This window comes from Xenorhabdus cabanillasii (genome assembly GCF_003386665.1).
Lineage (GTDB): Bacteria > Pseudomonadota > Gammaproteobacteria > Enterobacterales > Enterobacteriaceae > Xenorhabdus > Xenorhabdus cabanillasii.
This window is the reverse complement of record NZ_QTUB01000001.1, coordinates 4267891-4292231: the sequence shown is the minus strand read 5'-3', so window position 1 is coordinate 4292231 and position 24341 is coordinate 4267891. Positions and strand designations below refer to the sequence as shown.

General features: G+C 44.4%; 21 protein-coding genes and 1 pseudogene. 2 read left to right on the top strand and 20 right to left on the bottom strand.

The window, feature by feature from the left end; translation table 11 throughout:
* Positions 1-135: 135 nt before the first annotated feature.
* Positions 136-1596 (top strand): TrkH family potassium uptake protein, encoded by a 1461-nt coding sequence (locus BDD26_RS19155; RefSeq protein WP_115827444.1) that lies wholly within the window; start codon positions 136-138, stop codon positions 1594-1596.
* A 253-nt stretch (positions 1597-1849) separates the two neighbouring features.
* Here BDD26_RS19155 and ybeD read toward each other — a convergent pair whose 3' ends face one another.
* The 20 genes and pseudogenes from ybeD to miaB all read right to left on the bottom strand — a co-directional run bounded on the left by ybeD (position 1850) and on the right by miaB (position 22916).
* The gene (gene ybeD, locus BDD26_RS19150) at positions 1850-2113 is read right to left on the bottom strand and encodes a DUF493 family protein YbeD (protein ID WP_038260080.1); all 264 of its coding nucleotides are present in this window, start codon (positions 2111-2113) and stop codon (positions 1850-1852) included.
* A gap of 108 nt (positions 2114-2221) precedes the next feature.
* A complete protein-coding gene (gene dacA, locus BDD26_RS19145; RefSeq protein ID WP_115827443.1) occupies positions 2222-3460 on the bottom strand; it encodes a D-alanyl-D-alanine carboxypeptidase DacA in 1239 nt (412 codons plus the stop codon).
* Positions 3461-3652: 192 nt separating this feature from the next.
* Entirely contained in the window at positions 3653-4606 is a 954-nt protein-coding gene (gene rlpA, locus BDD26_RS19140; protein WP_115827442.1) for an endolytic peptidoglycan transglycosylase RlpA, read from the bottom strand.
* 12 nt (positions 4607-4618) lie between these two features.
* Positions 4619-5731, bottom strand: coding sequence for a peptidoglycan glycosyltransferase MrdB (gene mrdB / locus BDD26_RS19135; protein WP_115827441.1), 1113 nt, complete (start codon positions 5729-5731; stop codon positions 4619-4621).
* 17 nt (positions 5732-5748) lie between these two features.
* Positions 5749-7695: a peptidoglycan DD-transpeptidase MrdA gene (mrdA, locus tag BDD26_RS19130; RefSeq protein WP_115827440.1), complete on the bottom strand. Its 1947-nt coding sequence runs from the start codon at positions 7693-7695 to the stop codon at positions 5749-5751.
* Positions 7696-7731: 36 nt separating this feature from the next.
* On the bottom strand, positions 7732-8202 hold the full coding sequence (gene rlmH / locus BDD26_RS19125) for a 23S rRNA (pseudouridine(1915)-N(3))-methyltransferase RlmH (protein WP_038260077.1): 471 nt from the start codon (positions 8200-8202) through the stop codon (positions 7732-7734).
* Between the two features lie 2 nt (positions 8203-8204).
* On the bottom strand, positions 8205-8531 hold the full coding sequence (gene rsfS, locus BDD26_RS19120; RefSeq protein WP_084766381.1) for a ribosome silencing factor: 327 nt from the start codon (positions 8529-8531) through the stop codon (positions 8205-8207).
* A 99-nt stretch (positions 8532-8630) separates the two neighbouring features.
* Entirely contained in the window at positions 8631-9302 is a 672-nt protein-coding gene (gene nadD / locus BDD26_RS19115; RefSeq protein ID WP_115827439.1) for a nicotinate-nucleotide adenylyltransferase, read from the bottom strand.
* A complete protein-coding gene (gene holA, locus BDD26_RS19110) occupies positions 9286-10353 on the bottom strand; it encodes a DNA polymerase III subunit delta (protein WP_038260075.1) in 1068 nt (355 codons plus the stop codon). The genes nadD and holA overlap by 17 nt, the downstream gene beginning before the upstream one ends.
* Positions 10350-10895, bottom strand: a complete 546-nt coding sequence (gene lptE / locus BDD26_RS19105; protein WP_038260074.1) for an LPS assembly lipoprotein LptE — start codon at positions 10893-10895, stop codon at positions 10350-10352. The genes holA and lptE overlap by 4 nt, the downstream gene beginning before the upstream one ends.
* A 67-nt stretch (positions 10896-10962) precedes the next feature.
* Positions 10963-13557, bottom strand: coding sequence for a leucine--tRNA ligase (leuS, locus tag BDD26_RS19100; RefSeq protein WP_115827438.1), 2595 nt, complete (start codon positions 13555-13557; stop codon positions 10963-10965).
* A 193-nt stretch (positions 13558-13750) separates the two neighbouring features.
* Entirely contained in the window at positions 13751-14476 is a 726-nt protein-coding gene (locus BDD26_RS19095; RefSeq protein ID WP_038260072.1) for an amino acid ABC transporter ATP-binding protein, read from the bottom strand.
* Positions 14476-15150 carry a glutamate/aspartate ABC transporter permease GltK gene (gene gltK, locus BDD26_RS19090; RefSeq protein ID WP_115827437.1) on the bottom strand — a complete coding sequence of 225 codons (675 nt, stop codon included), beginning with the start codon at positions 15148-15150 and terminating at the stop codon, positions 14476-14478. Before gltK ends, BDD26_RS19095 begins: the two co-directional genes overlap by 1 nt.
* A 2-nt stretch (positions 15151-15152) precedes the next feature.
* Positions 15153-15893 (bottom strand): amino acid ABC transporter permease, encoded by a 741-nt coding sequence (locus tag BDD26_RS19085; RefSeq protein WP_038260070.1) that lies wholly within the window; start codon positions 15891-15893, stop codon positions 15153-15155.
* Between the two features lie 87 nt (positions 15894-15980).
* Positions 15981-16868, bottom strand: coding sequence for a glutamate/aspartate ABC transporter substrate-binding protein (locus BDD26_RS19080; RefSeq protein WP_084766377.1), 888 nt, complete (start codon positions 16866-16868; stop codon positions 15981-15983).
* A gap of 515 nt (positions 16869-17383) precedes the next feature.
* Entirely contained in the window at positions 17384-18913 is a 1530-nt protein-coding gene (lnt, locus tag BDD26_RS19075; protein WP_115827436.1) for an apolipoprotein N-acyltransferase, read from the bottom strand.
* Positions 18914-18923: 10 nt separating this feature from the next.
* Positions 18924-19802, bottom strand: a complete 879-nt coding sequence (corC, locus tag BDD26_RS19070) for a CNNM family magnesium/cobalt transport protein CorC (protein WP_038260068.1) — start codon at positions 19800-19802, stop codon at positions 18924-18926.
* A 132-nt stretch (positions 19803-19934) separates the two neighbouring features.
* The gene (gene ybeY, locus BDD26_RS19065; protein WP_115827435.1) at positions 19935-20402 is read right to left on the bottom strand and encodes an rRNA maturation RNase YbeY; all 468 of its coding nucleotides are present in this window, start codon (positions 20400-20402) and stop codon (positions 19935-19937) included.
* Positions 20399-21376 carry a PhoH family protein gene (locus tag BDD26_RS19060; RefSeq protein WP_244922826.1) on the bottom strand — a complete coding sequence of 326 codons (978 nt, stop codon included), beginning with the start codon at positions 21374-21376 and terminating at the stop codon, positions 20399-20401. The genes ybeY and BDD26_RS19060 overlap by 4 nt, the downstream gene beginning before the upstream one ends.
* A 108-nt stretch (positions 21377-21484) precedes the next feature.
* Positions 21485-22916, bottom strand: a pseudogene (gene miaB / locus BDD26_RS19055) (tRNA (N6-isopentenyl adenosine(37)-C2)-methylthiotransferase MiaB).
* Between the two features lie 218 nt (positions 22917-23134).
* Here miaB and ubiF point away from each other — a divergent pair.
* Positions 23135-24322 (top strand): 3-demethoxyubiquinol 3-hydroxylase, encoded by a 1188-nt coding sequence (gene ubiF, locus BDD26_RS19050; RefSeq protein ID WP_115827604.1) that lies wholly within the window; start codon positions 23135-23137, stop codon positions 24320-24322.
* The last annotated feature ends 19 nt before the right edge of the window (positions 24323-24341 follow it).

The window sequence follows — 24341 nt, the reverse complement described above, 5'->3', positions numbered from 1 at the left end:
CCTAAAGGGATTCTCTCCAGTTAGAGAATGCCTTAATGCAATAATAATGTTAATTAGACGAATATGTTTAGATTTTATATTATCATAGTTATATATTTTGACGATTTCCCTCTTGTTTTCTGTTTGAGCTAACAGATGGTCAGAAAAAACCAACTCCTGATTGTTGGGCATCTTTGCAGTTCTCTGGTGCTCTTATACAGCCTCTCAATGTTGCTGCCTGTTTTTGTCGCTTTGTTTTATAAAGAGAAAAGTGTTTTTACGTTTTTCGAAACGTTTGTCATTGGAATGATCCTTGGAGGTGTTGGGTGGTATTTCACCCGAAAAACTAAAGCACAGCCCAGTACTCAAGATGGATTCCTTATTATCGTCTTATTCTGGTTGCTCTTTTCGTTACTCAGTGCCTTACCTTTCGTGCTGGATAAAAATCTGAATATCAATCTTGTGGATGCCATGTTTGAAGGCGTATCCGGTATCACAACGACAGGAGCAACGGTACTGAATAATGTCTCTTCACTGCCTAAGTCCGTTCTTTATTATCGTGCTCAGCTCAATTTCATCGGCGGTTTGGGTGTCATTGTGCTTGCTGTAGCTATTTTGCCACTGCTCGGCATTGGTGGTGTAAAGCTCTATCAATCAGAGATGCCCGGCCCGTTTAAAGAGGAACGATTAACTCCTCGCCTTGCAGATAGTGCCAAAAGTTTATGGGTAGTTTATCTGTTGCTAGGAGGAATATGTTCGTTCAGCTTCTGGGCAGCCGGGATGTCCTGGTTTGATGCCATTTGCCATGGGATATCAACGGTCTCTCTGGGGGGATTTTCGACCCGCAATGAAAGTCTTGGCTATTATGATAATTCCTTCATTGAAATGGTGGGAGGGATTTTCTCAATATTGTCAGCGGTTAACTTCACCCTCTATTTTGTTGTCCTGACACGAAGAAGTATCAAACCCTTACTGAAAAATGCCGAGTTTCAATTTTTCCTGCTGGTACTTTTCATCGTGATTTGTATTATTTGGCTGGAGTTGTACCGCTCTGGAATGTATGGCTTGAAAGATGCTTTTGTACATGGTTTTTTCATGACCAGCTCGATGATGACAGACAATGGTCTGGCAACTTCAGATTATGCGCAATGGCCACCTCACACGATGTTGATGTTATTGGCGGTAAGTTTCTTTGGTGGCTGTGTTGGCTCGACTTGTGGAGGCATCAAGGCGCTGCGTTTTCTGATCCTGACAAAACAAAGTTTCAGTGAGATCAATCAGCTTATTCATCCGAACGCCATTTCAACGATTAAAGTAGGTAAATCACCGGTGCAGGAAAGGGTACTTCGTTCCGTCTGGGGCTTTTTCTTCCTGTATATTTTTTGCAGTTGCTTCTTTATTTGGGCACTGAATCTTCTGGGATATGATCTGGTGACTTCATTTGCCACGGTTGCCGCATGTATCAATAACATGGGAGTCGGTTATGGTGAGACAGCACAAGGTTTTGGCAATCTTGATGCTGTGGCGAAATGGATGATGTGTGCTGCTATGTTGTTGGGAAGGCTGGAAATTTATCCTATTCTGATCCTGTGCTCGAAAGCATTCTGGCGTTTTTGACTGGGGTGTCAGTATAGCGTGTTGATAGCTTTGATCCCACTGTACCACTGTTGGTTAATGATTTTGCTGCTTTCATTGATGTGCTTTATTTTATTATGCTGTTGTGGCGGCAGGTGAGAATAGGAAGCTGAAAAAGCGCTGACTTTTTTGTCAGCGCTTTTTTATAGAAATTGAATTTGCAGAAGTTGAAATTGTCACGGTACTATCGCATTACTATCCACTATATTATTATGCATACAGTGCTATGTATTCATTACAACACTACGCGCACCAGTTCCAGTTTACCCAACTCTTCATACAGCGTTTCAACCTGCTCAATATGAGTTGCATTGATAGTAATAGAAACAGAGTGATAATTACCTTTGCTGCTTGGTTTCACAGTTGGGGAGTAATCGCCCGGCGCATGGTGCTGAACCACTTCAATAACTTGATCCACCAGCTCAGGTTGAGCTAAACCCATCACTTTGTAAGTGAATGAGCAGGGGAACTCAAGCAGTTCATTTAATTTCGTTTTCATGGGCGCTCCTGATTTATTAACCATGGCAGAATGATGGATTCTGCCGTGGCGTGATTATTTTCTAACAATGTATATTAATATAAGGTTCAATGCTCAGCTTTCAAGGTTTCAGCCAAACCAGTGATGAAACATCAATCGGATGTAATCGAATATACGGCTAAAGAAACCCCCCTCTTTTACTTCCTGCATCACGACCAATGGGCGTTGTTCGATCGTTTTACCATCAAGTTGGAAATTGATTGTGCCGACTATCTGATCTTTGGCGAAAGGGGCGTGTAGTTCATTGCTATTTAATACATAGCTGGCTTTTAGATCTTTCAGGCGACCACGGGGAATAGTCAGGTAAACGTCCTTCTCGACACCCAGTTGTACTTTATCAGTATCGCCAAACCAGACCGGTTCAGAAGCAAATTCTTTATCTGTCCGTAGTGGCGAGACAGTTTCAAAGAAACGAAAACCCCAGGTCAGCAGTTTCTTACTGTCAGTTTCACGGCCTTTGAATGTCGGGCTGCCCATTACCGTAGCAATCAGGCGCATATTATCTTCAGTAGCAGAGGAAACAAGGTTATAGCCAGCACCACTGGTATGGCCGGTTTTGATGCCGTCCACATTCAGGCTCTTATCCCACAGCAAACCATTGCGGTTGGGCTGGCGGATGTTATTGTAAGTGAATTCTTTCTCTTTATAGATGGCATATTCATCCGGCACATCGCGGATTAGTGCCTGACCAATCAGCGCCATATCATGGGCAGAACTGTATTGGCCTTCTGCATCCAGACCGTGAACAGTTTGAAAGTAGGTGTTTTTCAGTCCTAAACTCTGAACATATTTATTCATCAGACTGACGAATGCATCCTGACTACCTGCTACGTAGTCCGCCATTGCTACACAAGCATCATTACCGGATTGCAGGTTAATACCACGGGACAGCATAGCGACAGAAACTTGATCGCCGGGTTTCAAAAACATCAGAGAAGAACCTTTGAACACAGGATTTCCTGTTGCCCAGGCATCCCTACCTACCGTAACGATATCATTCGGGCCAATTTTCCCTGATTTGAGGGCTTGCCCAATAACATAACTGGTCATCATTTTGGTCAGGCTGGCAGGATCACGACGGACATCTGAATTCTTTTCGGCCAATATTTTTCCTGAATTGTAATCAATCAGAATATAGGCATCGGCATCGATCTGCGGCACTCCGGGGATCATGGTTTTGAAATTATCATCCGTATTAGCGAATGCAGAAACACTGGCAGCCAGAGTAATGCTCAGGGCGGCATTTCTAATAAAACGGAAAGTAGCTATACGGGAAGTAACTATACGAGAAGTAACTATGTATTTCATGATTGGTTAGATAACATCCGTGAGAGAAGCATTGATAATAAACCACATAATAACAAATGACAAAAAACGTGACATTAAACAAAATTGGAAGAGACGAAGATTTGCACTTTTTTACTTGGTTTTTTCTCCCTGCTGATATTAAACAGAATAACCAGTATCAGCAGGGAGCAGGCTAATCAGAGAACAACACAATCAGGGAGCAACAATAAAGGAAGATTGGTGCATTTGGTCAGTTAATTTCTTTTGCATTTGGGCTGCTTGCTGGCGGCTGCTGAAAGGCCCCAGTTGAACACGGTGAACATGACCGAATTGGGTCACACGTCCCGGTACATTAAAGCGCTGGCTTAATAATTGCTGCCATTCTTTGGCTTTTTGTTCAGAACTGACAGCACCAACTTGTACCATATAACCAGAAAAAGTGGCTGAGGCTGATTCAGGAGATGTTTTCTCTGATGGTACAGGAGGTTGATTTTCTGTATTTCCAGACAGATTCTGGTTTGAGCTATTCTGTTCAGGAGAATCGGGTGTCATGTTTGTGACAGCCCCGGTTGATGGAGAATTAAGGACAGGTCTGTCAGGTAAAGCATAGCTTCGTTTGACAATAGATGAACCCGCTGTCCCCAGACCAGAAAGTGAACCATCAGGAGCAACCTGAATACCATCCAGTTTCACCCGACTTTGCGGCATCAAATTCAGTCGTTCGGCAACAGCTTGTGATAATTCAATCACTTTTCCCGGTTTATTGTAGGGGCCACGATCATTAACTCTGACGATTATCATGCGTCCATTGCTTAAATTGGTGACGCGTACATAGCCTGGTATTGGAAATGTCGGGTGAGCAGCCGTTAATGCATAAGGACTGGCCCGTTCTCCAATTGTTGTCAATTTTCCGTTCGCTTCTTCACCAAATATGCTGGCATAGCCTGTCTGAGTAAACTGGGCAGGACCCTGAACGATATGATAGTTTTCTCCATCCCTGCTGTAATCCCGGTTAGCACTTGGATGGTAAGGTTCATATACAGGCTCTGCTCCCAATACATCACGGGTTGGAATTGGCGGAACAGAAGAAGTGCCTCTTTCATTGTTTGTTGTACAGCCTGAGATCAGTACAGCCACTATGCTAAGAATAAGCCATTGTTGACGCATGAAATTTCTTCCTCATAGACTTTTGGATAATAACTTGCGATGAGTATGTATCGACATGATAATGCCGAATCCCGCCATTAAGACAATTAACGCTGAACCTCCGTAGCTAATCAGGGGTAGAGGCACACCAACGACAGGCAAAATACCGCTAACCATGCCGATATTCACGAAGACATAGACGAATAATATTAATATTAGCCCCCCTGCCATGACACGGCCGAAGGTGTTTTGTGCGTTGGCAGCGATAAACAGGCCACGAATGATAATTAATAGGTAAAGTGTCAATAAGACGAGGACACCGATCAATCCCAATTCTTCCGCTAAGACAGCAAAAATAAAGTCGGTATGACGTTCAGGCAAAAACTCTAATTGTGATTGTGTGCCTTGTAACCAGCCTTTTCCAAATAACCCACCTGATCCAATAGCAATTTTTGATTGAATAATGTGGTAGCCTTTACCCAAAGGATCACTTTCTGGATCTAACAACATCATGACTCTGGCTCGCTGGTAATCATGCATTAAAAAGAACCATAAGATCGGCAAAAAACAGGCAACCAGTAAAACGGCAATAGCAATTAACCGCCAGTTCATTCCTGCCAGAAACAAGATAAACAACCCGGAAGTCGCTATCAGGATAGATGTACCTAAATCAGGTTGTGCAGCGACAAGCAGAGTAGGCAAGAATATCAGTACTAATGCAATTCCTGTATTTTTCAGGGAAGGAGGGCAAAGGTCACGATTTATAAAGCGTGCCACCATCAAAGGGACAGCGATTTTGGCAATTTCTGATGGCTGAAAGCGCACAATGCCTAAATCCAGCCAACGCTGAGCCCCTTTACTTATTTGCCCGAAAACATCAACAAGGACGAGCAGCATGACACAGACAATATAAAGATAAGGTGCCCAGCTTTCGTATATGCGAGGTGGTACTTGAGCCAGGGCAACCATGACCATTAAACCAATGAGCCCCTGCCCGATTTTATGTTCCATCATATCAATGTCTTGTCCACTGGCGCTCCACATAATGAAAAGACTATAGGCCAGCAGTGCCAGAATACATAATAGCAGTGGGATATCTATATGTATTCTGGTCCAGAAAGGAACTTTTTTCTGCGATTCTGTCATAGCATTACTCAATTAGCTTATGTTCTGGTAGCGGGTTTTTGGGTAGATGGTCTTTCGCCAACGGGTTCTTCTGTAGGCGATTTTCTACTTTTATCTGCTGACTCAGTGGATGAAGTGCCTTTATTATTCCTGATTAGAATATGATCCAGAATTTGACGCCCGATAGTGCCGGCAGGTAGCCCTGTTCCTCCATTTTCCAAAATAATGGAAACCGCTACGGTTGGGTTATCATAAGGAGCAAAAGCAATCATCAGCCCATGATCCCGTAGATGCTCCGCAAGTTTACTCGCGTTATAGGTTTCATATCTGAACACCTGCGCCGTACCGGTTTTTACTGCGGCTTTATATGGAGTACCGGCAAAAAATCTGCGTGCTGTGCCATTGGGTGCATTGGCAACACCGTACATGCCATCTTTGGCAATCTCCCAATACCCAGAATGAATATCACCGATTGGTTCACTGACAGGAGGCTGATAAGGATGCATGTCACCGTTTACGCGCGTCCCCAGTAAAAAATGCGGTGTTTTCACCTCGCCATCATTAATCAATATCATCAGGGCTTTTACCATCTGCATCGGTGTGGCCGTCCAGTACCCTTGACCGATGCCAACAGATATCGTATCTCCTTGAAACCACGGTTTTTTATAACGATTTTGTTTCCATTCCCGGGTCGGCATGTTACCCGCCGCCTCTTCTTTCAAGTCAATGCCGGTTAATTGACCGAAACCAAATTTTGTCATCCAGTTTGAGATCCTATCAATACCCATATCATAGGCTACCTGATAGAAAAAGGTATCTGCTGATTCAACAAGGGATTTATGCACATTCAAAAGACCATGCCCATAACGTTTCCAGTCACGATAACTCATATTAGAGTTAGGTAATTGCCACCAGCCTGGATCATTGATGGTTGTATTCTTTGTGATGACACCACTACTTAGTGCTGCAACAGCGATAAAAGGTTTTACTGTTGAAGCCGGAGGATAAGCACCTTGTGTCGCACGGTTAATCAATGGGAGGTTGGGATTGTTGAGCAGAGTTTTATAATCCTTATTGGAAATGCCATCAACAAACAGATTGGGGTCATAGCTTGGGTTGGATACCATTGCCAGAACTTCACCAGTACGGGGATCTGTGACGACAACTGCTGCACGACTGGTTGTCAGTATCTCTTCAATGTAAGTTTGTAGCTCTAAGTCTATTGACAGATAGATATCTTTGCCCGCTTGTGGCGGCTGTTCATGCAACTGGCGAATAACTTTACCACGGTTATTGACTTCAACTTCTTCATAACCGGGTTTTCCATGCAGAACCGATTCATAATAGCGTTCAATACCTAGTTTGCCGATGTCATGAGTCGCTGCGTAATCCGGCAAAATTCCCTCTTTGTCGAGTCGCTCTACGTCTTTGTCATTAATTTTGGAAACATAACCGATAACATGGGTGAGAGCAGAACCATAAGGATAATAACGACGTTGGTATCCTTTGATTTCCAATCCTGGGAAGCGGTATTGATTGACGGAGAATCGGGCAACCTGTACCTGAGTCAGTGATGTTTTCAAGGGGATTGAGGTGAAGCGGCGTGCGCGCAGCCGCTCTTTTTTGAAATTTTCAATATCTTCATCGGTTAACCCGATGATGGAACGCAACTCATTTAAGGTTTTATCAAGATTAGCAACTTTTTGGGGCACAATCTCCAACTGGTAAATCGTACGGTTAGCTGCCAGTAGTGTGCCGTTACGGTCATAAATGAGTCCCCGGCTTGGGGCAATGGGAACAAGTTTAATACGGTTCCCATTTGAGCGCGTTTGATAATCTTCGTGACGGGTGATCTGGAGATTATAGAGATTGGCAATCAGAACCCCTGTTAAAAGGATTATGCCGACAAGTGCCACGAGCGCGCGGCGTATAAAAAGGGCTGATTCAGCCGTATAATCGCGAAAAGGGGTTCGTTTATTTTTCATCCCATTACCAGAACTCACGGTGATAGATTACCTAACTTATTCCCGATGATAAGGGTGATTAGTTGTGATGCTCCATGCCCGGTACAAGCTTTCAGCAACCAAAATCCGTACCAGAGGATGTGGAAGAGTCAGTGGAGAAAGAGACCAGCTCTGTTCTGCGGCGGCTTTACAGGCAGGCGCTAAACCTTCCGGGCCACCAATCAGCAAACTGACATTTCTTCCGTCCTGTTTCCAGCGTTCAAGCTGTTGTGCCAGCTGGGGGGTATCCCAACGAGAACCGGGGATATCCAGTGTGACAATGCGATTACTTTTACTGACAGCCGACAGCATCTGTTCGCCTTCTTTTTCCAGAATACGTTTGATGTCGGCGTTTTTGCCTCGCTTTCCAGCCGGAATTTCAATTAATTCGAATGGCATATCTTTTGGAAAACGATGCAAGTAATCCATAAAGCCGGTCTGCACCCAGTCCGGCATTTTTGTTCCTACAGCGATAAGTTGTAACTTCAAACTCAGCTCCAGAGTTTTTCCAGTTCATACATGCGACGGCTGTCTTCCTGCATGATATGTACCATCACTTCACCGAGGTCAACAACGATCCAATCTGAAATGCCTTGCCCTTCGACACCCAGAGGCATGATGCCCGCTTTACGGCAGTCATCAACAAGATTGTCTGCGACTGACATCAGATGGCGACTTGATGTACCTGTGCAGATAACCATGCAGTCTGTAATACTGGATTTTCCCCGAACATCTATAGAAACAATATCCTGTGCTTTGGAATCTTCAAGTTTATCAATAATAAATTGTTGTAGTTCTGTGCCTTGCAAAAGGATCACCTTAATTTCATCAAATTAGTTGTGTAACGTAGAATAATAGCATGCCCGTCTCTATAAACGTAAGCGGCTCAACGGGGAAATCACATAATGATTTAACTATCAGCTATATAACTTTTGTGAATCAATATAGTTTTGTATTGATGGAGGCAGTAAATCATCACAGTTCAAACCCTGTTGATGACGCTGACGTATATCCGTTGCTGAAATGTCTAATAACGGAGTTTCAGCCAGGTAAATATAGCCATGTGATTTCTGGCTTAATGGGGCCGGAGTATCAACTTGATGTTGCTCAAGCCACTGTTGCATTTCCGGGGTTGCCAGTTGTCTTGCATATCCCGGACGGGAGCAGACCAATAGATGACAGATATCCAATAACTCTGTCCAGCGATGCCATGTATGGATAGATTGCAGAGAGTCTTGTCCTATGATAAATGCCAGCGGACATTGCTCCCCGACTTCTTCACGGAATGATTTCAATGTTTCGATGGTGTAAGAAGGTGTCTGACGTTGCAATTCCCGGGTATCAACCGTGAAAAGCGGGTTGTCCTGTACCGCCAGATGTACCATTTCCAACCGTTGTTGAGGAGAAGCTTCGGGCTGAAGGCGATGCGGTGGGACATGATTAGGTAACAAAATAACCTGTTTAAGACCCACTTGTTTTGCTAATGCTTCCACCGGGCGCAAATGGCCATAATGGATGGGATCAAAAGTGCCACCAAATAAAGCATGAATAATCGGTGAATTTAAGGATGAATTAGTGGTATGAAGCATTCAAGAAGTTCTCTGGTAATATTTTTCCGTGCGTTTTGCCGAGGGTGTTTCCGTATAGTAACAGCATAGAAAGTGTTTCCAGGTCAGCCCAAATCGATTGGCCATAATCCTGTTTGATGCACAGTTCCATCTGGGTTAACAAATGTATAGCCGAGTGTAGATCTTGCAATGACAACCGCTGTAATGCCGTTGTCAGAAGTGTCCGACGGTTTTGCCACACTTTATGTTGATCAAACAGTGCCTTCAAAGGTGTCGTTTTTTCCTGACGCTTAAGTGTCAACAGCAGCATAAGCTCCCGCTGTATCGTGCGGAGTAAAATAATTGCTTCGGTATCTTCTTGTCGCAGTTGTTTCAGGATATGCCATGCCCGCTTGATCTTGCCTGCCAGCAGAGCATCAACCCAATGATAAGGAGCAAAATGTGCTGCATCATTGACTGCGTCTTCGACTCGATGAAGCGTTAGCTGATTATCGGGGTAGAGTAATGAAAGGCGTTCTAACGCTTGAGACAGTGCCAGCAGGTTGCCTTCGTAGCAATAGCATAATAATTGGTTCGCTTCATCTTCCAGTGACAATCCCATACTTTTAGCACGTTGTGCCACCCATTGGGGAAGACGATTTTGTTCTGGATTGAGGCAACTGACATAGACACCATTTTTTCCAATTACTTTGAACCATGTGCTGTTTTCTTGCGCTTTGGTTAGTTTATGCCCACGCAGTATCAGCAGAATATCTTCATGCAATAATTCGGAAAGTTTGGTCAGACGTTCGGCCATTGCCGTATTGGGGCCATTCTCAGGTAATAACAAAGTCATTGACTGACGGCTGGCGAAAAGGCTGAGTGACTGACACAGGCTGAAGATTTCATCCCACTCGGTATGGTTATCCAACGAGAACGAGAAATGCTCTACAAAGCCATGTTGTTCAGCCACTCTCCGAATGTTGTCCTGACTTTCCTGTATCAGCAACGGTTCGTTGCCCCATAACAGGTAGCTGCTTCGCAGCCCTTCATTGAGCTGCGAAAGAAGTTGTTCAGGATAGAGTCTGATCATTGTTTTTGCACAGTTTCTGCTTGCTGTTTTTTAGCAGATTTTAGCTGTTCTGCACTCTGAACAGTCAGCAGTTGGCGTATAAGCTGGCGGGCAGCTTGTTCACGCATTTCTTGCTGAATCAGTTCATTTTCTGCATCTTTTGCCAGAGCTTCCAACGGGTTATCAAAGAAAGCGCGATCAACCCTTGCCTGCAATGGGTAGATACTGCCATTTGGCATCAGAACTTGTGCATCAACATCTAGTACTAGCTGGCGTTCTGCTGCTTTACCATCCTGAAATACTGAAACAGTTTTTTTATTTTCACTTGAACCTAACAGTTTCAGGATCGGAACAGAGGCACTGGCCTGTTCAACAATTTTGACGTCATTCAGACGTAGTTGCTGGCGTACTGCCCGTGCCAGTGGCCCGTATGGATCACTTGAACTCAACTGTAACGTTTGAAGTTCTTTTGGTACTTGTGTTGTGCCACGAAGGTGAAAACCGCAGCCAGCGGTGACCAGCACCGCTAACCCCAGCAACAACGTGAAAATACGATGCCGCATATTTTTTCCTATCACATTTACTGCCACACTTTTTATCACAAGAATGGCCTCCCATTATCAGCTAATATCAGCCAACGACCAGATTTAGCAATTTGCCCGGAACATAGATGACTTTACGAATACTAACGCCTTCAAGATATTTCGTTACGCTGTATTCCTGGGTTGCCATCTCCTGAACGTACTCTTTTGTCGCATCTGCCGGTACAGTAACGCGGCCACGGACTTTACCATTAATCTGGATGATGACCAGTTTAGTATCATCAACCATCGCCTGTTCATCAGCCTTCGGCCATTCAGCAACATCAATGTCACTTTCATTACCGAGCGCTTTCCACATAACGAAACAAGCATGTGGCGTGATAGGTGAAAGCATACGCACAATTGCTGTCAGCGCTTCTTGCATCAGAGCGCGATCCTGCTCTGTTTCCTGTGGTGCACGAGTCAGTTTGTTCATCAGTTCCATGATAGCGGCAACTGCGGTATTGAATGCCTGGCGACGACCGATATCATCAGTAACTTTAGCAATCGTTTTGTGCAGATCACGACGCAAATCTCTCTGCTCTGTTGTCAAGTTAGCAATGTCCAACAGTTGGAATTCGCCTTTGTCTGCGTTTTTATTAATGTGCTCATAAACCAGACGCCATACACGTTTCAGGAAACGGTTAGCCCCTTCCACACCAGATTCCTGCCATTCCAGAGTCAGCTCTGGTGGTGCAGCGAACATCATAAACAAGCGAACGGTATCAGCGCCATATTTATCAACCATAAGTTGTGGATCGATACCGTTATTTTTGGATTTTGACATTTTGCTCATGCCAGTATAGATCAACTCATGACCAGCCTGATCCATTGCTTTTATAATGCGTCCTTTTTCATCACGTTCAACGATTGCATCGGCCGGTGACACCCAAACTTTTTCACCGTTGCTGCCGGTGTAATAGAAAGCATCAGCCAGAACCATGCCTTGACATAACAGACGTTTTGCTGGTTCATCAGAGTTAACTAAGCCTGCGTCCCGCATCAATTTGTGGAAGAAACGGAAATACATCAGGTGCATGATAGCGTGTTCAATACCACCGATATATTGATCCACGGGCAGCCAATAGTTAGCGGCAGTAGAATCAAGCATACCTTTGTCGTAATCCGGGCAGGTATAGCGTGCGTAATACCATGATGATTCCATAAAGGTGTCGAAGGTATCGGTTTCACGCAGAGCCGGTTGGCCGTTGATAGTAGTTTTTGCCCACTCAGGGTCAGCTTTGATTGGGCTGGTAATGCCATCCATCACAACATCTTCTGGCAGGATCACTGGCAGTTGATCTTCAGGAACAGGTACAACAGTACTATCTTCCAGTGTTGCCATTGGAATTGGTGCTCCCCAGTAACGCTGACGGGAAACACCCCAGTCACGCAGACGATAGTTAACTTTGCGTTTGCCAACTCCCATCTCAACCAGCTTATCTGCAATGGCATTGAAGCCCTCTTCGTGGCTCAGGCCACTGAACTCACCGGAATTAACCAGCGCGTTTTTATCGGTGACGGCAGCTTCCTGAACCGTTGGTACGTTACCATCGTTATCCAGAATAACCACTTTTATTGGCAGGTTGTACTTAGTGGCAAACTCCCAGTCACGTTGGTCATGAGCTGGAACTGCCATAACAGCACCTGTGCCGTATTCCATCAGTACGAAGTTAGCAACCCAGATAGCGATTCGTTCATTGGTTAATGGGTGGATAACGAACATACCGGTTGACATGCCTTTTTTCTCCATAGTTGCCATGTCTGCTTCGGCAACTTTGGTATTACGGCATTCATTGATGAATTCAGCCAGCTCAGGATTATTTTCCGCAGCTTGTTTTGCCAGAGGATGACCTGCGGCTACGGCAACATAGGTTGCTCCCATAAAGGTATCTGGGCGGGTCGTATAAACGGTCAGTTTTTCTTGGTTATCAGCGACATCGAAGGTGATTTCGACACCTTCAGAACGACCGATCCAGTTACGCTGCATGACTTTAACCTGTTCAGGCCAGTCTTCCAGTTTATCCAGATCATTTAACAGTTCTTCCGCATAATCGGTGATTTTAATAAACCACTGTGGGATTTCTTTGCGTTCTACCTGGCTGTCACAACGCCAGCAGCAGCCATCAATAACTTGTTCATTTGCCAGAACTGTCAGGTCATTTGGGCACCAGTTAACAGCAGAGGTTTTTTTGTAAACCAGTCCTTTTTCATACAACTTAGTAAAGAACCACTGCTCCCAACGATAATATTCTGGTGTACAGGTTGTGACTTCACGATCCCAATCATAACCGAATCCTAGCATTTTCAGCTGGTCTTTCATGTATTCGATGTTGGAATAAGTCCACGGAGCCGGGGCGGTTTTGTTCTTAACCGCAGCGCCTTCTGCTGGCAGGCCGAAGGCATCCCAACCGAAAGGTTGCAGTACGTTTTTGCCAAGCATACGCTGGTAACGGGAGATCACATCACCAATAGTGTAATTACGAACATGGCCCATATGTAGTCGGCCAGAAGGATAAGGTAGCATAGACAGGCAATAGTATTTTTCTTTGCTGCTGTCTTCGGTCACTTTAAAAGTTTGCTTCTCTTGCCAATGAAGCTGGACTTGTTGCTCTATGTCTTCTGGACGATATTGTTCTTGCATGGCACCGATAATCCTATGGTGAGTAATCAGCTACGCTTTTAGCGAGCGTGTTTGTTTATGAAATTTAGGATGACATAGCATAGCGGATAGGAATTGGGGCAACAACACTTGTTATAGGAAGAACACGGAAAATTACTGCATTTAGTCATGGTTTAAAGTCGGCGGTAAAGTATTATCCGCCGACAAAGGTAAATTAGTGCAGGATCTTCGCCAGAAAATCGCGGGCACGTTCTGATTTAGGGTTGGCGAAGAACTCTTCTTTCTTGCTGTCTTCGACAATAGTGCCTTCATCCATAAAGATAACGCGATGGGCAACTTTTTTGGCAAATCCCATTTCATGGGTAACAACCATCATGGTCATCCCTTCGTTAGCCAGTTCAACCATAACATCCAGTACTTCATTGATCATTTCTGGATCAAGGGCGGAAGTTGGTTCGTCAAACAACATAGCGATGGGATCCATGCAAAGCGCACGGGCAATGGCGACACGCTGTTGTTGCCCACCGGAAAGTTGGGCAGGTAATTTATTGGCGTGATTTGCTAACCCAACACGCTCTAATAGTTTTAAGCCTTTTTCAGCCGCAGTTTGTTTATCACGCTTTAAGACCTTGACCTGAGCCAGTGTCAGATTGTCAATGATAGACAGATGGGGAAACAGTTCAAAATGTTGAAACACCATGCCAACTTTGGAACGTAGTTGAGCCAGATTTGTGCCTTTATCATTTACTTTTGTTCCGTTTACCCAAATTTCACCTTGCTGGACAGCTTCAAGGCCATTGACTGTTTTTATCAGCGTGGATTTACCGGAACCAGAAGGTCCACAGACTACCACTACTTCGCCTTTTTTGACTTCAGTTGAGCAGTCATTCAGAACCTGAAATTGGCCATACCACTTGGATACATTTTTCAGGGAAATCATCAAATAGTCCTTTTCTTCAAATAGTTAACCAGCATGGAAGCGGAAAAACTAATCACAAAATAAATAAAACCGGCAAACAGAACCATTTCTATCTGTGTACCATCACGCTCACCGATATTGGCTGCTGTCCGGAAAAAATCTGCCAGACTTAATACATATACCAGAGAGGTATCCTGAAATAATACAATGCCTTGTGTTAGCAGTAATGGGATCATCGCACGGAATGCCTGTGGCAGGATGACCAGACGCATACTTTGCATATGAGTCATTCCCAGTGCCAGTGACGCAGATGACTGACCACGGGAAATACTCTGAATACCTGCCCGGATAATTTCGGAATAATAGGCTGCTTCAAAGAGCGAGAACGCTACCATTGCAGAGATTAAACGGATATCAGTTTTTGGTGATATGCCTAGAACATTTTGGACTAAGCTAGGCACAATTAAATAAAACCATAACAATACCATTACCAGAGGTACAGAGCGGAAGAGGTTGACATATAAGGTGGCAAACCAGCTCAGTACCTTAATGGAAGAAAGGCGCATTACTGCCAGAGCCGTTCCCCAGGCAATACCGATGATAATGGCTATTGTGGTAATTTCAGCCGTGATGATTAACCCGTTCAACAACAGAGGCAGGCTAGGAATAATGGAACTCCAGTCAAATTGATACATTTTTATCGGCCCCCCATGTTGCCCGGCAACCGTACTTTTTTCTCAAGCATACTCATTGCAAGCATAATAACGAGATTGATTCCAACATATGCCAGTGTGATTGCTGTAAATGTTTCATATGCATGCGCTGAATAGTCCAGTAATTTTCCTGCTTGTGCTGCCATGTCTACCAAACCGATAGTTGAGGCAATCGCGGAATTCTTCACCAGGTTAAGCATTTCTGATGTCATTGGTGGAATAATGACACGATAGGCATTAGGTAGCAGGACATAACGGTAGGTTTGTGGCAGTGTCAGACCCACTGCCAGCCCTGCGGCTTTTTGCCCTCGTGGCAGCGATTGAATGGCTGCACGAACCTGTTCGCATACACGGGCCGCAGTGAATAGCCCCAGACAAATTACCGAGGAAAGAAAAAATTGGATATTGGGATCCAAATCCACCTTGAACCAATTACTCAGGTCTTTAGGCAGGAATTCTGGTACAACCAAATACCAGACAAAAAATTGGACGATAAGAGGAATGTTACGGAACAGCTCAACATAACAGGTTCCCAGTCCTGCCAGAAATTTATTCGGAACAGTACGAAGAATGCCAAAAAACGAACCGACAATAAATGCAATAATCCAGGCGCAGATAGAAAGAGCAATTGTCACCTGCAATCCAGAAATGATCCACCCAAGATAGGTGGTATTACCAAAAGGGGCTTCTTGCAGAAAGATACCCCAATTCCAATCAACTGACATACACATGCTCCCTGAAGCATAAAAAAATGAGGTAGGGAACGACTACCTCATACCCGTCGTGCCAATAAAATCGGGATCTTCGGTTTATTAATTTAGAGACTTATCATTTGGTGATTTAAACAAATCTTTCATTTCGTCTGGCAGAGTGAAGTTCAGATTCAAATTCTTAGGTGGAATTGGCTCTTTGAACCAGCGAGCAAACATTTTTTCTGCCCGGCCAGAAGTTTGTATTTCTGCAACAGTGTCATCCAGCAACTTTTTGAATTGAGGATCGTTTTTGCGCATCAGACAACCGTAAGCTTCTTTGGATTGAGGTTCACCGACGATAATCCACTGATCAGGTTTTTTCGCTTTTGCACGTTCACCTGCCAGTAGTGCATCGTCGATCATGAAGGCAGCAGCGCGGCCTGATTCCAGCGTACGGAATGAATCGCCATGATCTTTTGCACTGATAATGCGCATTTTCATTTTCTTTTCGTCATTAAGTTTATTCAGCAATATTTCAGAAGTTGTGCCTGCGCTTACAACGACATTTTTTCCGGTCAGATCGTCAAATCCTTTGATCCCTGAATCCTTATTAGTCAGCAGGCGTGTGTTGACGATAAAGATGGTATTGGAGAACGCAGCTTGTTTTTGGCGCTCAGGGGTATTAGTGGTTGAGCCACATTCAAAATCAAAAGTACCGTTTTGTAGCAATGGAATACGGTTTTGAGAAGTGACAGGGATCAGCTTAACTTGCAGGTTGGGCGCATTAATTTTTTTCTTAATCGCCTCCACAATTAAATTGGAATAGTCCTGGGCATAACCGACAACATTCTGTTTAGCATCATAGTAAGCAAATGGAACAGAAGATTCTCTGTGTCCGACAGCAACAACACCACTGTCTTTGATTTTTTTTAATGTTCCAGTCAATTCCTCAGCATGGACAGCCCCTGCCGCGCTAAGCAACATCATGGTTAACATCAATTTACGCATATACAGCTCCTTCATTTGGTTGTTTTGCGCAACTTATTTTGTACAGTTTGTTTTGTACAACAGATTTTCTACAAACTGCTTTGCGCAAAGTTGGGTTTGTTTGCAAATCTTGCACATATTGGTGCTTCTGTTTTTTATAGAAACGATTTTTTGAATTGTTTTGTGTATGGGTTGTAAAAAAATAATTCATAATGTTACTTTTTTTAAACCATATGTTTTCATTTCGCGAGCTGCTTCGCACTAAAAATAAACACTTTTGTTTAAGTGTGAATTTGAGGTGAATAATTTTTAATCTTGCTCACAGTTTGTACTTTTTAGGATTAAATATTTTATTTTGATTATTATTTAATTTAATCCTATCTTTTGTTAAAGCATTTGATATTCGATATTAGTTATGATGGGTAATATTTATTGAGGTTATCAAGGAGAAAAAGTGAAAAACATATAAGTCCAGGGCATAAATTAAACCTCTGGACTTATATTGGGTATTTTCTGGAATATCACTAAATGATTAGCTAGATTTGGCGACGGTTGTTTATCAATCCGAATAAAATAAACAACACTGTTATTCCCCAAACTGGCCAATTACCAAATCGGAAATAAGGTGTAATACCACTGGCTGGCGTGACTTTAGTTTCCAAAACTTGACGAGTAAATTGTGGAATTTCGGCTTGTATTGAACCATCTGGTTTGATTACCGCTGTAATTCCGTTATTTGTCCCTCTTAACAGAGGACGACCCAGTTCAAGGGAACGCATACGCGCCATTTGGAAATGTTGCCACGGCCCAATAGAATGTCCAAACCAGGCATCATTGGAAACAGTCAGCAGAAACTCTGTACTGGGTTTGAAGTTATCACGGACTTGCTCGCCCAAAATAATTTCATAGCAGATTGCGGCGGTAATTCCATGTCCCGCAACAGAAAGCTGAGGTTGTATATAATTTCCCTGACTGAAAGAGGACATTGGCAGGTTAAAGAAGGGAGCCAATGGACGCAGTAATGATGCCAGAGGAACAAACTCACCAAATGGAACAAGGTGATGTTTGTCATAGCGGCTAATCGCCGGATATTGGTAAGGAGTTTTTTCTCCTAACACGATGATACTGTTATAGAACTTGTACCCATCCAGTGCAGGACGTGCATCGGGAATACCTGTAATCAGGCTGGTGTTATGTTGCCTGAGCAGAGTATCCAGCTTGGTCAGGAAATTATTCTGATTGTACTCGTAATCAGGGATAGCTGCTTCTGGCCAGATAATAATAGGGACTTTGCCGATAAAAGGCTGGCTATGATCCAGATAAATATCCAGGGTTTTCCCTAATACAGAGGGATCCCATTTTATTTCCTGAGGAATATTGCCTTGTACCAGTGCTACGTCGGTTGATTTTGCCGGCATCAGGGTATACCACTGATAATGTCTCATTGGCCACGGCAGCAGTAACAAGATAATGGCAGCGATGGCAGATGAGAGTTTTTTATGAAAGGCAGCAAAAACTAACAAGCCACTGCTCATCATTAGCAGGAAGGTGATACTTTCTACTCCGAAAATCGGGGCAATTGCTTTCAAAGGGCCATCAATCTGGCTATAGCCGAATTGTAGCCACGGAAAACCCGTTAATATCCAACCACGTAAAAATTCAGTGCATTGCCATAATGCAGGGCTGACGACGATTAACCTTATCCCATTTGAGGTCGGGAAGAAGCGGTTAAGCAGCCCGGCAAACAGAGCGGGATAAAGAGCAAGATAAGCGGAAAACAGGATTACCAAAAAGATATTAACGGCGGTTGGCATGCCTCCGAAATTCGCGATACTGACATAAATCCAGTTTATACCACTGCCAAACAGGCCAAGGCCCCAGCAGAAGCCAATAAAGAGTGCTTGTCGGGTAGTCCGGTTAAGTGTCAGGATTTGCAGACCACAGAGAGAAATAAGGGCCGCGGGCCAGAAGTCAAAAGGTGAAAAAGCCAGTGTTCCACTGGCTCCGAAGAAAAGTGCCAGCAAAGCGCGCAGCCGCTGGCAATTCATTAATGAGGCTTTGTTCATCCAGATCCTATTAATCTTTATCAAGGCCAGGAACTTCAGCATCATCCGGTATTTTGACATGAACCTGAATGATTTTCCGGCTATCTGCCATTGCTACTTTGAAGTGATAGCCATCAATGCTGATGGATTCTCCACGGGAAGGCAGGTGTCCAAATGCCTGCATAACCAACCCGCCAATGGTATCAACTTCTTCGTCGCTGAAATTAGTACTGAAAACATCGTTAAAGTCTTCGATTTGAGTCAATGCCCGCACTGAATAAGTATGGCGACTCAAGGCACGAATATCGTTATCTTCATCATCATCGTATTCGTCCTCAATTTCCCCCACAATCAGTTCAAGTATATCCTCAATCGTGACAAGGCCGGAAACACCGCCGAATTCATCGATAACAATTGCCATATGATAGCGTTGAGAACGGAATTCTTTCAGCAGTCGGTCAACCCGCTTACTTTCCGGCACCACGACAGCCTGACGCAGCACTTTATCAATGCTGAAAGGCTCGGTATTCGTGCGCATAAATGGCAGAAGATCTTTTGCCATCAAGATGCCTTCAATGTGATCTTTATCTTCACTGATCACAGGGAAGCGAGAGTGGGCTGAATCGATAATCACATCCAGACATTCGTCCAGAGATTGATTGCGTTTTAAGGTAACGATTTGTGAGCGCGGGATCATAATGTCACGCACGCGTTGGTCAGCAATATCCATTACCCCTTCGAGCATCTCTCGGGTATCAGGGTCGATCAGGTCATTCTGTTCAGAATCACGGATCAGTTCAACCAAATCGTTACGGTTTTTCGGCTCACCGTGAAAAATCTGGTTAAGAAGTGCAAAAAAGCCTTTCTTAGGACTAGGGCTATCGTTACTAGAAGGATGGTCGTCGCTCATGGCGTTTTAATTAAAATTCCTCATTAATTAAAGTTAGATACCTGTCGTCTTTCAGGTGGCAGCTTTGTTGGCTGCATCCTGAAATCTATAGGGTACGGATCGTAATGTTTAACATAAAAATGTTCTTAGGGGTTATTCTTTTTCCGCAAGATAAGGATCAGGATAACCCATTTTTTTTAGGATTTCTGTTTCCAGAGATTCCATTTCTTCCGCTTCTTCATCTTCAATGTGGTCATAACCAAGTAGATGAAGACAGCCGTGAACTACCATGTGTACCCAGTGCTCTTCAACCGTTTTTTGTTGTTCTTTCGCTTCTTTCTCAACAACCTGACGGCATATAATCAAATCGCCGAGTAAGGGCAGTTCCACTTCGGGCGGAGCTTCAAATGGGAAGGATAACACATTGGTTGGTTTGTCTTTCCCGCGATAAATGAGGTTTAATTCGTGACTTTCTGCCTCATCAACAACACGGATTGTCACTTCACTTTCAGCCTGAAATTGCGGCAAAACGCCTTCCAGCCAGCGTTGGAAAAGGACTTCCTCAGGAAGTCCTGTTGGGTTTTCACACGCGATTTGTAAATCTAATATAACTGAACTCATTGCGCTTCCTGTCTGCGCTTTTCGTTAAGCGCCTGTTTACGTTTCTGCTCTGTCGCTTCCCATGCTTCATAGGCAATAACGACTTTGGCAACTACAGGGTGGCGGACCACATCTTCGCTATGGAGGAAATTAAAGCTCAGCTCGTCAACTTCCGACAAGACTTCCATTGCATGGCTCAGCCCTGATTTCTGACCTCTTGGCAGGTCGATCTGGGTTACGTCACCAGTAATCACTGCTTTAGAGTTAAAGCCAATACGAGTCAGGAACATCTTCATCTGTTCAATGGTGGTATTCTGACTTTCATCAAGAATAATAAAAGCATCATTGAGCGTTCGTCCACGCATATAGGCCAATGGAGCGACTTCAATAACATTTCTTTCGATCAGCTTCTCAACTTTTTCAAAACCCAGCATCTCAAACAGGGCATCGTAAAGTGGACGTAAGTAAGGGTCGACTTTCTGGCTCAGATCACCCGGCAAGAATCCCAGTTTTTCTCCGGCTTCAACCGCAGGGCGGGTAAGAAGTATCCGGCGAATTTCTTGCCGCTCCAGTGCATCAACTGCTGCGGCAACGGCCAGATAGGTTTTACCTGTTCCTGCTGGCCCGATCCCAAATGTAATATCATGGTCAAGGATATTGGCAATGTACTGTGCCTGATTAGGAGTACGGGGTCTTACAACACCCCGTTTGGTTTTGATATTCACAGCCTTGCCGTAGGCGGGTACGCTTTCTGCTGACTGCTCCAGTACACGACTTTCTGTGATTGCCAGATGGATCTGTTCAGGCTCAAGATCGGGTATCACGCCATGTACAGGTGCGGTTTCGACATAAAGGCGGCGTAATATGCTTGTTACTGCACTGACACACAGTGGTTTGCCTGCCAGTTTGAAACGATTGTCGCGGCGGTTGATCTCTACTCCTAGTCGACGTTCAAGTTGTTTCAGATTGTCATCAAGTGGGCCACACAGGCTCATTAATCGCTGATTGTCTGCGGGTTCCAGAAAAATCTCTTGTGTTGCTACTTGTGGGTTTATTTGTGTCACTGATTATCTCTATATTAGAGCCTGTCAAGGCTGGCCTATTTAGGGCTGATAAATACCAACGCCGATTTCGTCTTCCTTACGAGTACGGGCAATTACTGACGCAGGCGATTCATAGATACGTAAATCCATTTCATCTTCGGTACGGATTACCTTGCCACGCAGGGAATTGGCATAAACATCAACAATTTCGACATCAACAAATTTACCAATCATATCAGGTGTACCTTCGAAGTTAACCACACGGTTGTTCTCAGTACGGCCAGAAAGCTCCATGATATTTTTGCGGGATGGGCCTTCAACCAGAATGCGTTGTGTGCTGCCAAGCATGGCGCGGCTATAGCTCATGGCCTGTTGGTTAATGCGTTGCTGGAGCAGGTACAGGCGTTGTTTCTTCTCTTCTTCACTCACATCATCTGGCAAATCAGCCGCAGGCGTACCCGGACGTGCTGAATAAATGAAGCTGAAACTCATGTCGAAATTAACATCGGCAATTAATTTCATCGTTTTTTTCAAAGTCGTCTTGGGTTTCACCTGGGAAACCGATAATAAAGTCAGAACTGATGAGAATGTCAGGGCGTGCTTTACGCAGGCGACGAATAATGCCTTTGTATTCCAGCGCGGTGTGGGCGCGTTTCATCAGGGTCAGAATACGATCAGAGCCACTCTGGACCGGCAAGTGCAGGAAGCTGACCAACTCCGGTGTATCTTCATAAACAGCGATAATATCGTCAGTAAATTCGATTGGATGGCTGGTGGTGAAGCGTATACGGTCGATGCCATCAATAGCTGCAACCAGGCGCAGTAATTCCGCAAATGTGCAGATATCCCCGTCAAATGTTGCTCCACGGTAAGCGTTAACATTTTGACCGAGCAAGTTAACTTCGCGCACACCTTGGGCAGCAAGTTGGGCAATTTCAAATAGGATATCATCGCAAGGACGGCTGACTTCTTCTCCACGGGTGTAAGGAACAACGCAGAATGTGCAGTATTTATTACAGCCTTCCATGATAGAAACGAATGCAGTCGGGCCTTCAGCCCGTGGTTCTGGCAGACGGTCGAACTTCTCGATTTCAGGGAAACTGATATCAACAACAGGGCTGCGGGTGCCTTTTACATGATTAATCATTTCCGGCAGACGGTGCAGAGTTTGCGGTCCGAAGATAATATCAACGCTGGGTGCACGCTGGCGGATGTAATCTCCTTCCTGAGAAGCGACGCAACCGCCGACACCAATGATGACTTCAGGGTTTTTGTCTTTCAGCCCTTTCCAGCGTCCGAGTTGGTGAAAGACTTTTTCTTGTGCTTTTTCACGAATTGAACATGTGTTCAGGAGTAAGATATCTGCTTCTTCGGCGACATCGGTTAACTGATAACCGTGAGTGGTTTCCAGCAGGTCGGCCATCTTGGATGAATCGTATTCGTTCATCTGACAGCCCCAGGTTTTGATATACAGTTTTTTTATCGTCGACATTTTGTGCATCCGGTGTTTTCAGTGAAATAATGCATCAACACTGAAAAACGTAGTGTATGAACCAGCGTATTGAATACAGTGTATTTAGCATCATAATGTTGCTGGCTATTGTAGTCATTTGAGGCACCAGTGACCAGACTGTAACATCGGATATTCACAGCCGGAAAGGGAAAATTCCGGTACACTATTTTAATCAAGAAGTTAATAATGTGATGAATATGAATAATCTACAACAGAAATTCGATATTGTTGTCGTTGGTGCAGGCATGATTGGTGCAGCAACGGCATTGGGGCTGGCACAAGAAGGCTGGCATGTTGCATTATTGGAACACCAGAAACCACCATCTTACAATGCGGCTCATGAACCGGATGTGCGTATTTCTTCGATTAGCTGTGCTTCTGTGGATTTATTGAAGCAGTTGGGGGCATGGAAAAATGTCTTACGGATGCGTAGCGCTCCCTATCGGACTCTGGAAACGTGGGAACAGAATGACTCCAATGTGATTTTCGATGCGGAAAGTCTTGGTTTACCAGAATTGGGGTACATGGTAGAAAATTGTATCTTGCAATTGGCATTGTGGCAGGAATTTGAACGGTATCCCAACCTCACGCTCTTTTGTCCAGCGGCATTGAAATCGATGCATCGGCAACATGATCATAAAACATGGCGAGTTGAATTGACTAATGGCACGGAATTAAACTCACGTTTAATTGTTGGTGCTGATGGTGCGCGCTCGCAGGTTCGGCAATTGGCTGGTATCGGTAGCAGGGGATGGCAATATCGCCAGTCATGTATGCTGATTACAGTCAAAACTGAACAGCCTCAGCAAGACATAACATGGCAGCAATTTTTTCCTTCCGGCCCTAGAGCCTTCCTGCCACTGTTTGAACAATGGGCTTCATTAGTGTGGTATGACTCTCCCGCTCGTATTCGTCAGTTACAGGCGATGTCAATGACACAACTTGAACGGGAAATATTTCAGGCATTTCCAGCCCGTTTAGGCAAAGTAACGCCGATTACTACAGGGGCGTTTCCTCTGACTCGCCATCATGCCAGCGATTATGTACGCGAAGGTTTGGTTTTACTGGGAGATGCCGCTCATACTATCAACCCATTGGCGGGGCAGGGGGTAAATTTGGGTTATCGGGATGTTGATACTCTGCTTGAGGTATTGATCAATGCTAAGGACTTGCATGAAGAGTGGGATTCTTTGGCAGTACTGAAGCGCTATCAACGTCGCAGGATGCCGGATAATTTGGTTATGCAGGCGGGAATGGATCTCTTTCACACGGCATTCAGCCATGATTTGCCGGGATTGAAAACCATGCGCAATCTGGCATTGATGGCAGCACAACGTTCAGGTGTGATGAAAAAACTGGTGCTGAAATATGCGTTGGGCGTGTGATTGTTGTTTTTTATCAAAT

What these genes read in the sequence shown, in the direction of transcription:
- ybeD (WP_038260080.1), bottom strand. Translation starts at nt 2,113, where the DNA reads ATGAAAACGAAATTAAATGAACTGCTTGAGTTCCCCTGCTCATTCACT.
- leuS (WP_115827438.1), bottom strand. Translation starts at nt 13,557, where the DNA reads ATGCAAGAACAATATCGTCCAGAAGACATAGAGCAACAAGTCCAGCTT.
- ybeY (WP_115827435.1), bottom strand. Translation starts at nt 20,402, where the DNA reads ATGAGTTCAGTTATATTAGATTTACAAATCGCGTGTGAAAACCCAACA.
- lptE (WP_038260074.1), bottom strand. Translation starts at nt 10,895, where the DNA reads ATGCGGCATCGTATTTTCACGTTGTTGCTGGGGTTAGCGGTGCTGGTC.
- corC (WP_038260068.1), bottom strand. Translation starts at nt 19,802, where the DNA reads ATGAGCGACGACCATCCTTCTAGTAACGATAGCCCTAGTCCTAAGAAA.
- BDD26_RS19080 (WP_084766377.1), bottom strand. Translation starts at nt 16,868, where the DNA reads ATGCGTAAATTGATGTTAACCATGATGTTGCTTAGCGCGGCAGGGGCT.
- holA (WP_038260075.1), bottom strand. Translation starts at nt 10,353, where the DNA reads ATGATCAGACTCTATCCTGAACAACTTCTTTCGCAGCTCAATGAAGGG.
- ubiF (WP_115827604.1), top strand. Translation starts at nt 23,135, where the DNA reads ATGAATAATCTACAACAGAAATTCGATATTGTTGTCGTTGGTGCAGGC.
- dacA (WP_115827443.1), bottom strand. Translation starts at nt 3,460, where the DNA reads ATGAAATACATAGTTACTTCTCGTATAGTTACTTCCCGTATAGCTACT.
- BDD26_RS19060 (WP_244922826.1), bottom strand. Translation starts at nt 21,376, where the DNA reads ATGAGCCTGTGTGGCCCACTTGATGACAATCTGAAACAACTTGAACGT.
- nadD (WP_115827439.1), bottom strand. Translation starts at nt 9,302, where the DNA reads ATGCTTCATACCACTAATTCATCCTTAAATTCACCGATTATTCATGCT.
- mrdA (WP_115827440.1), bottom strand. Translation starts at nt 7,695, where the DNA reads ATGAAAAATAAACGAACCCCTTTTCGCGATTATACGGCTGAATCAGCC.
- BDD26_RS19155 (WP_115827444.1), top strand. Translation starts at nt 136, where the DNA reads ATGGTCAGAAAAAACCAACTCCTGATTGTTGGGCATCTTTGCAGTTCT.
- gltK (WP_115827437.1), bottom strand. Translation starts at nt 15,150, where the DNA reads ATGTATCAATTTGACTGGAGTTCCATTATTCCTAGCCTGCCTCTGTTG.
- BDD26_RS19095 (WP_038260072.1), bottom strand. Translation starts at nt 14,476, where the DNA reads ATGATTTCCCTGAAAAATGTATCCAAGTGGTATGGCCAATTTCAGGTT.
- lnt (WP_115827436.1), bottom strand. Translation starts at nt 18,913, where the DNA reads ATGAACAAAGCCTCATTAATGAATTGCCAGCGGCTGCGCGCTTTGCTG.
- BDD26_RS19085 (WP_038260070.1), bottom strand. Translation starts at nt 15,893, where the DNA reads ATGTCAGTTGATTGGAATTGGGGTATCTTTCTGCAAGAAGCCCCTTTT.
- mrdB (WP_115827441.1), bottom strand. Translation starts at nt 5,731, where the DNA reads ATGACAGAATCGCAGAAAAAAGTTCCTTTCTGGACCAGAATACATATA.
- rlpA (WP_115827442.1), bottom strand. Translation starts at nt 4,606, where the DNA reads ATGCGTCAACAATGGCTTATTCTTAGCATAGTGGCTGTACTGATCTCA.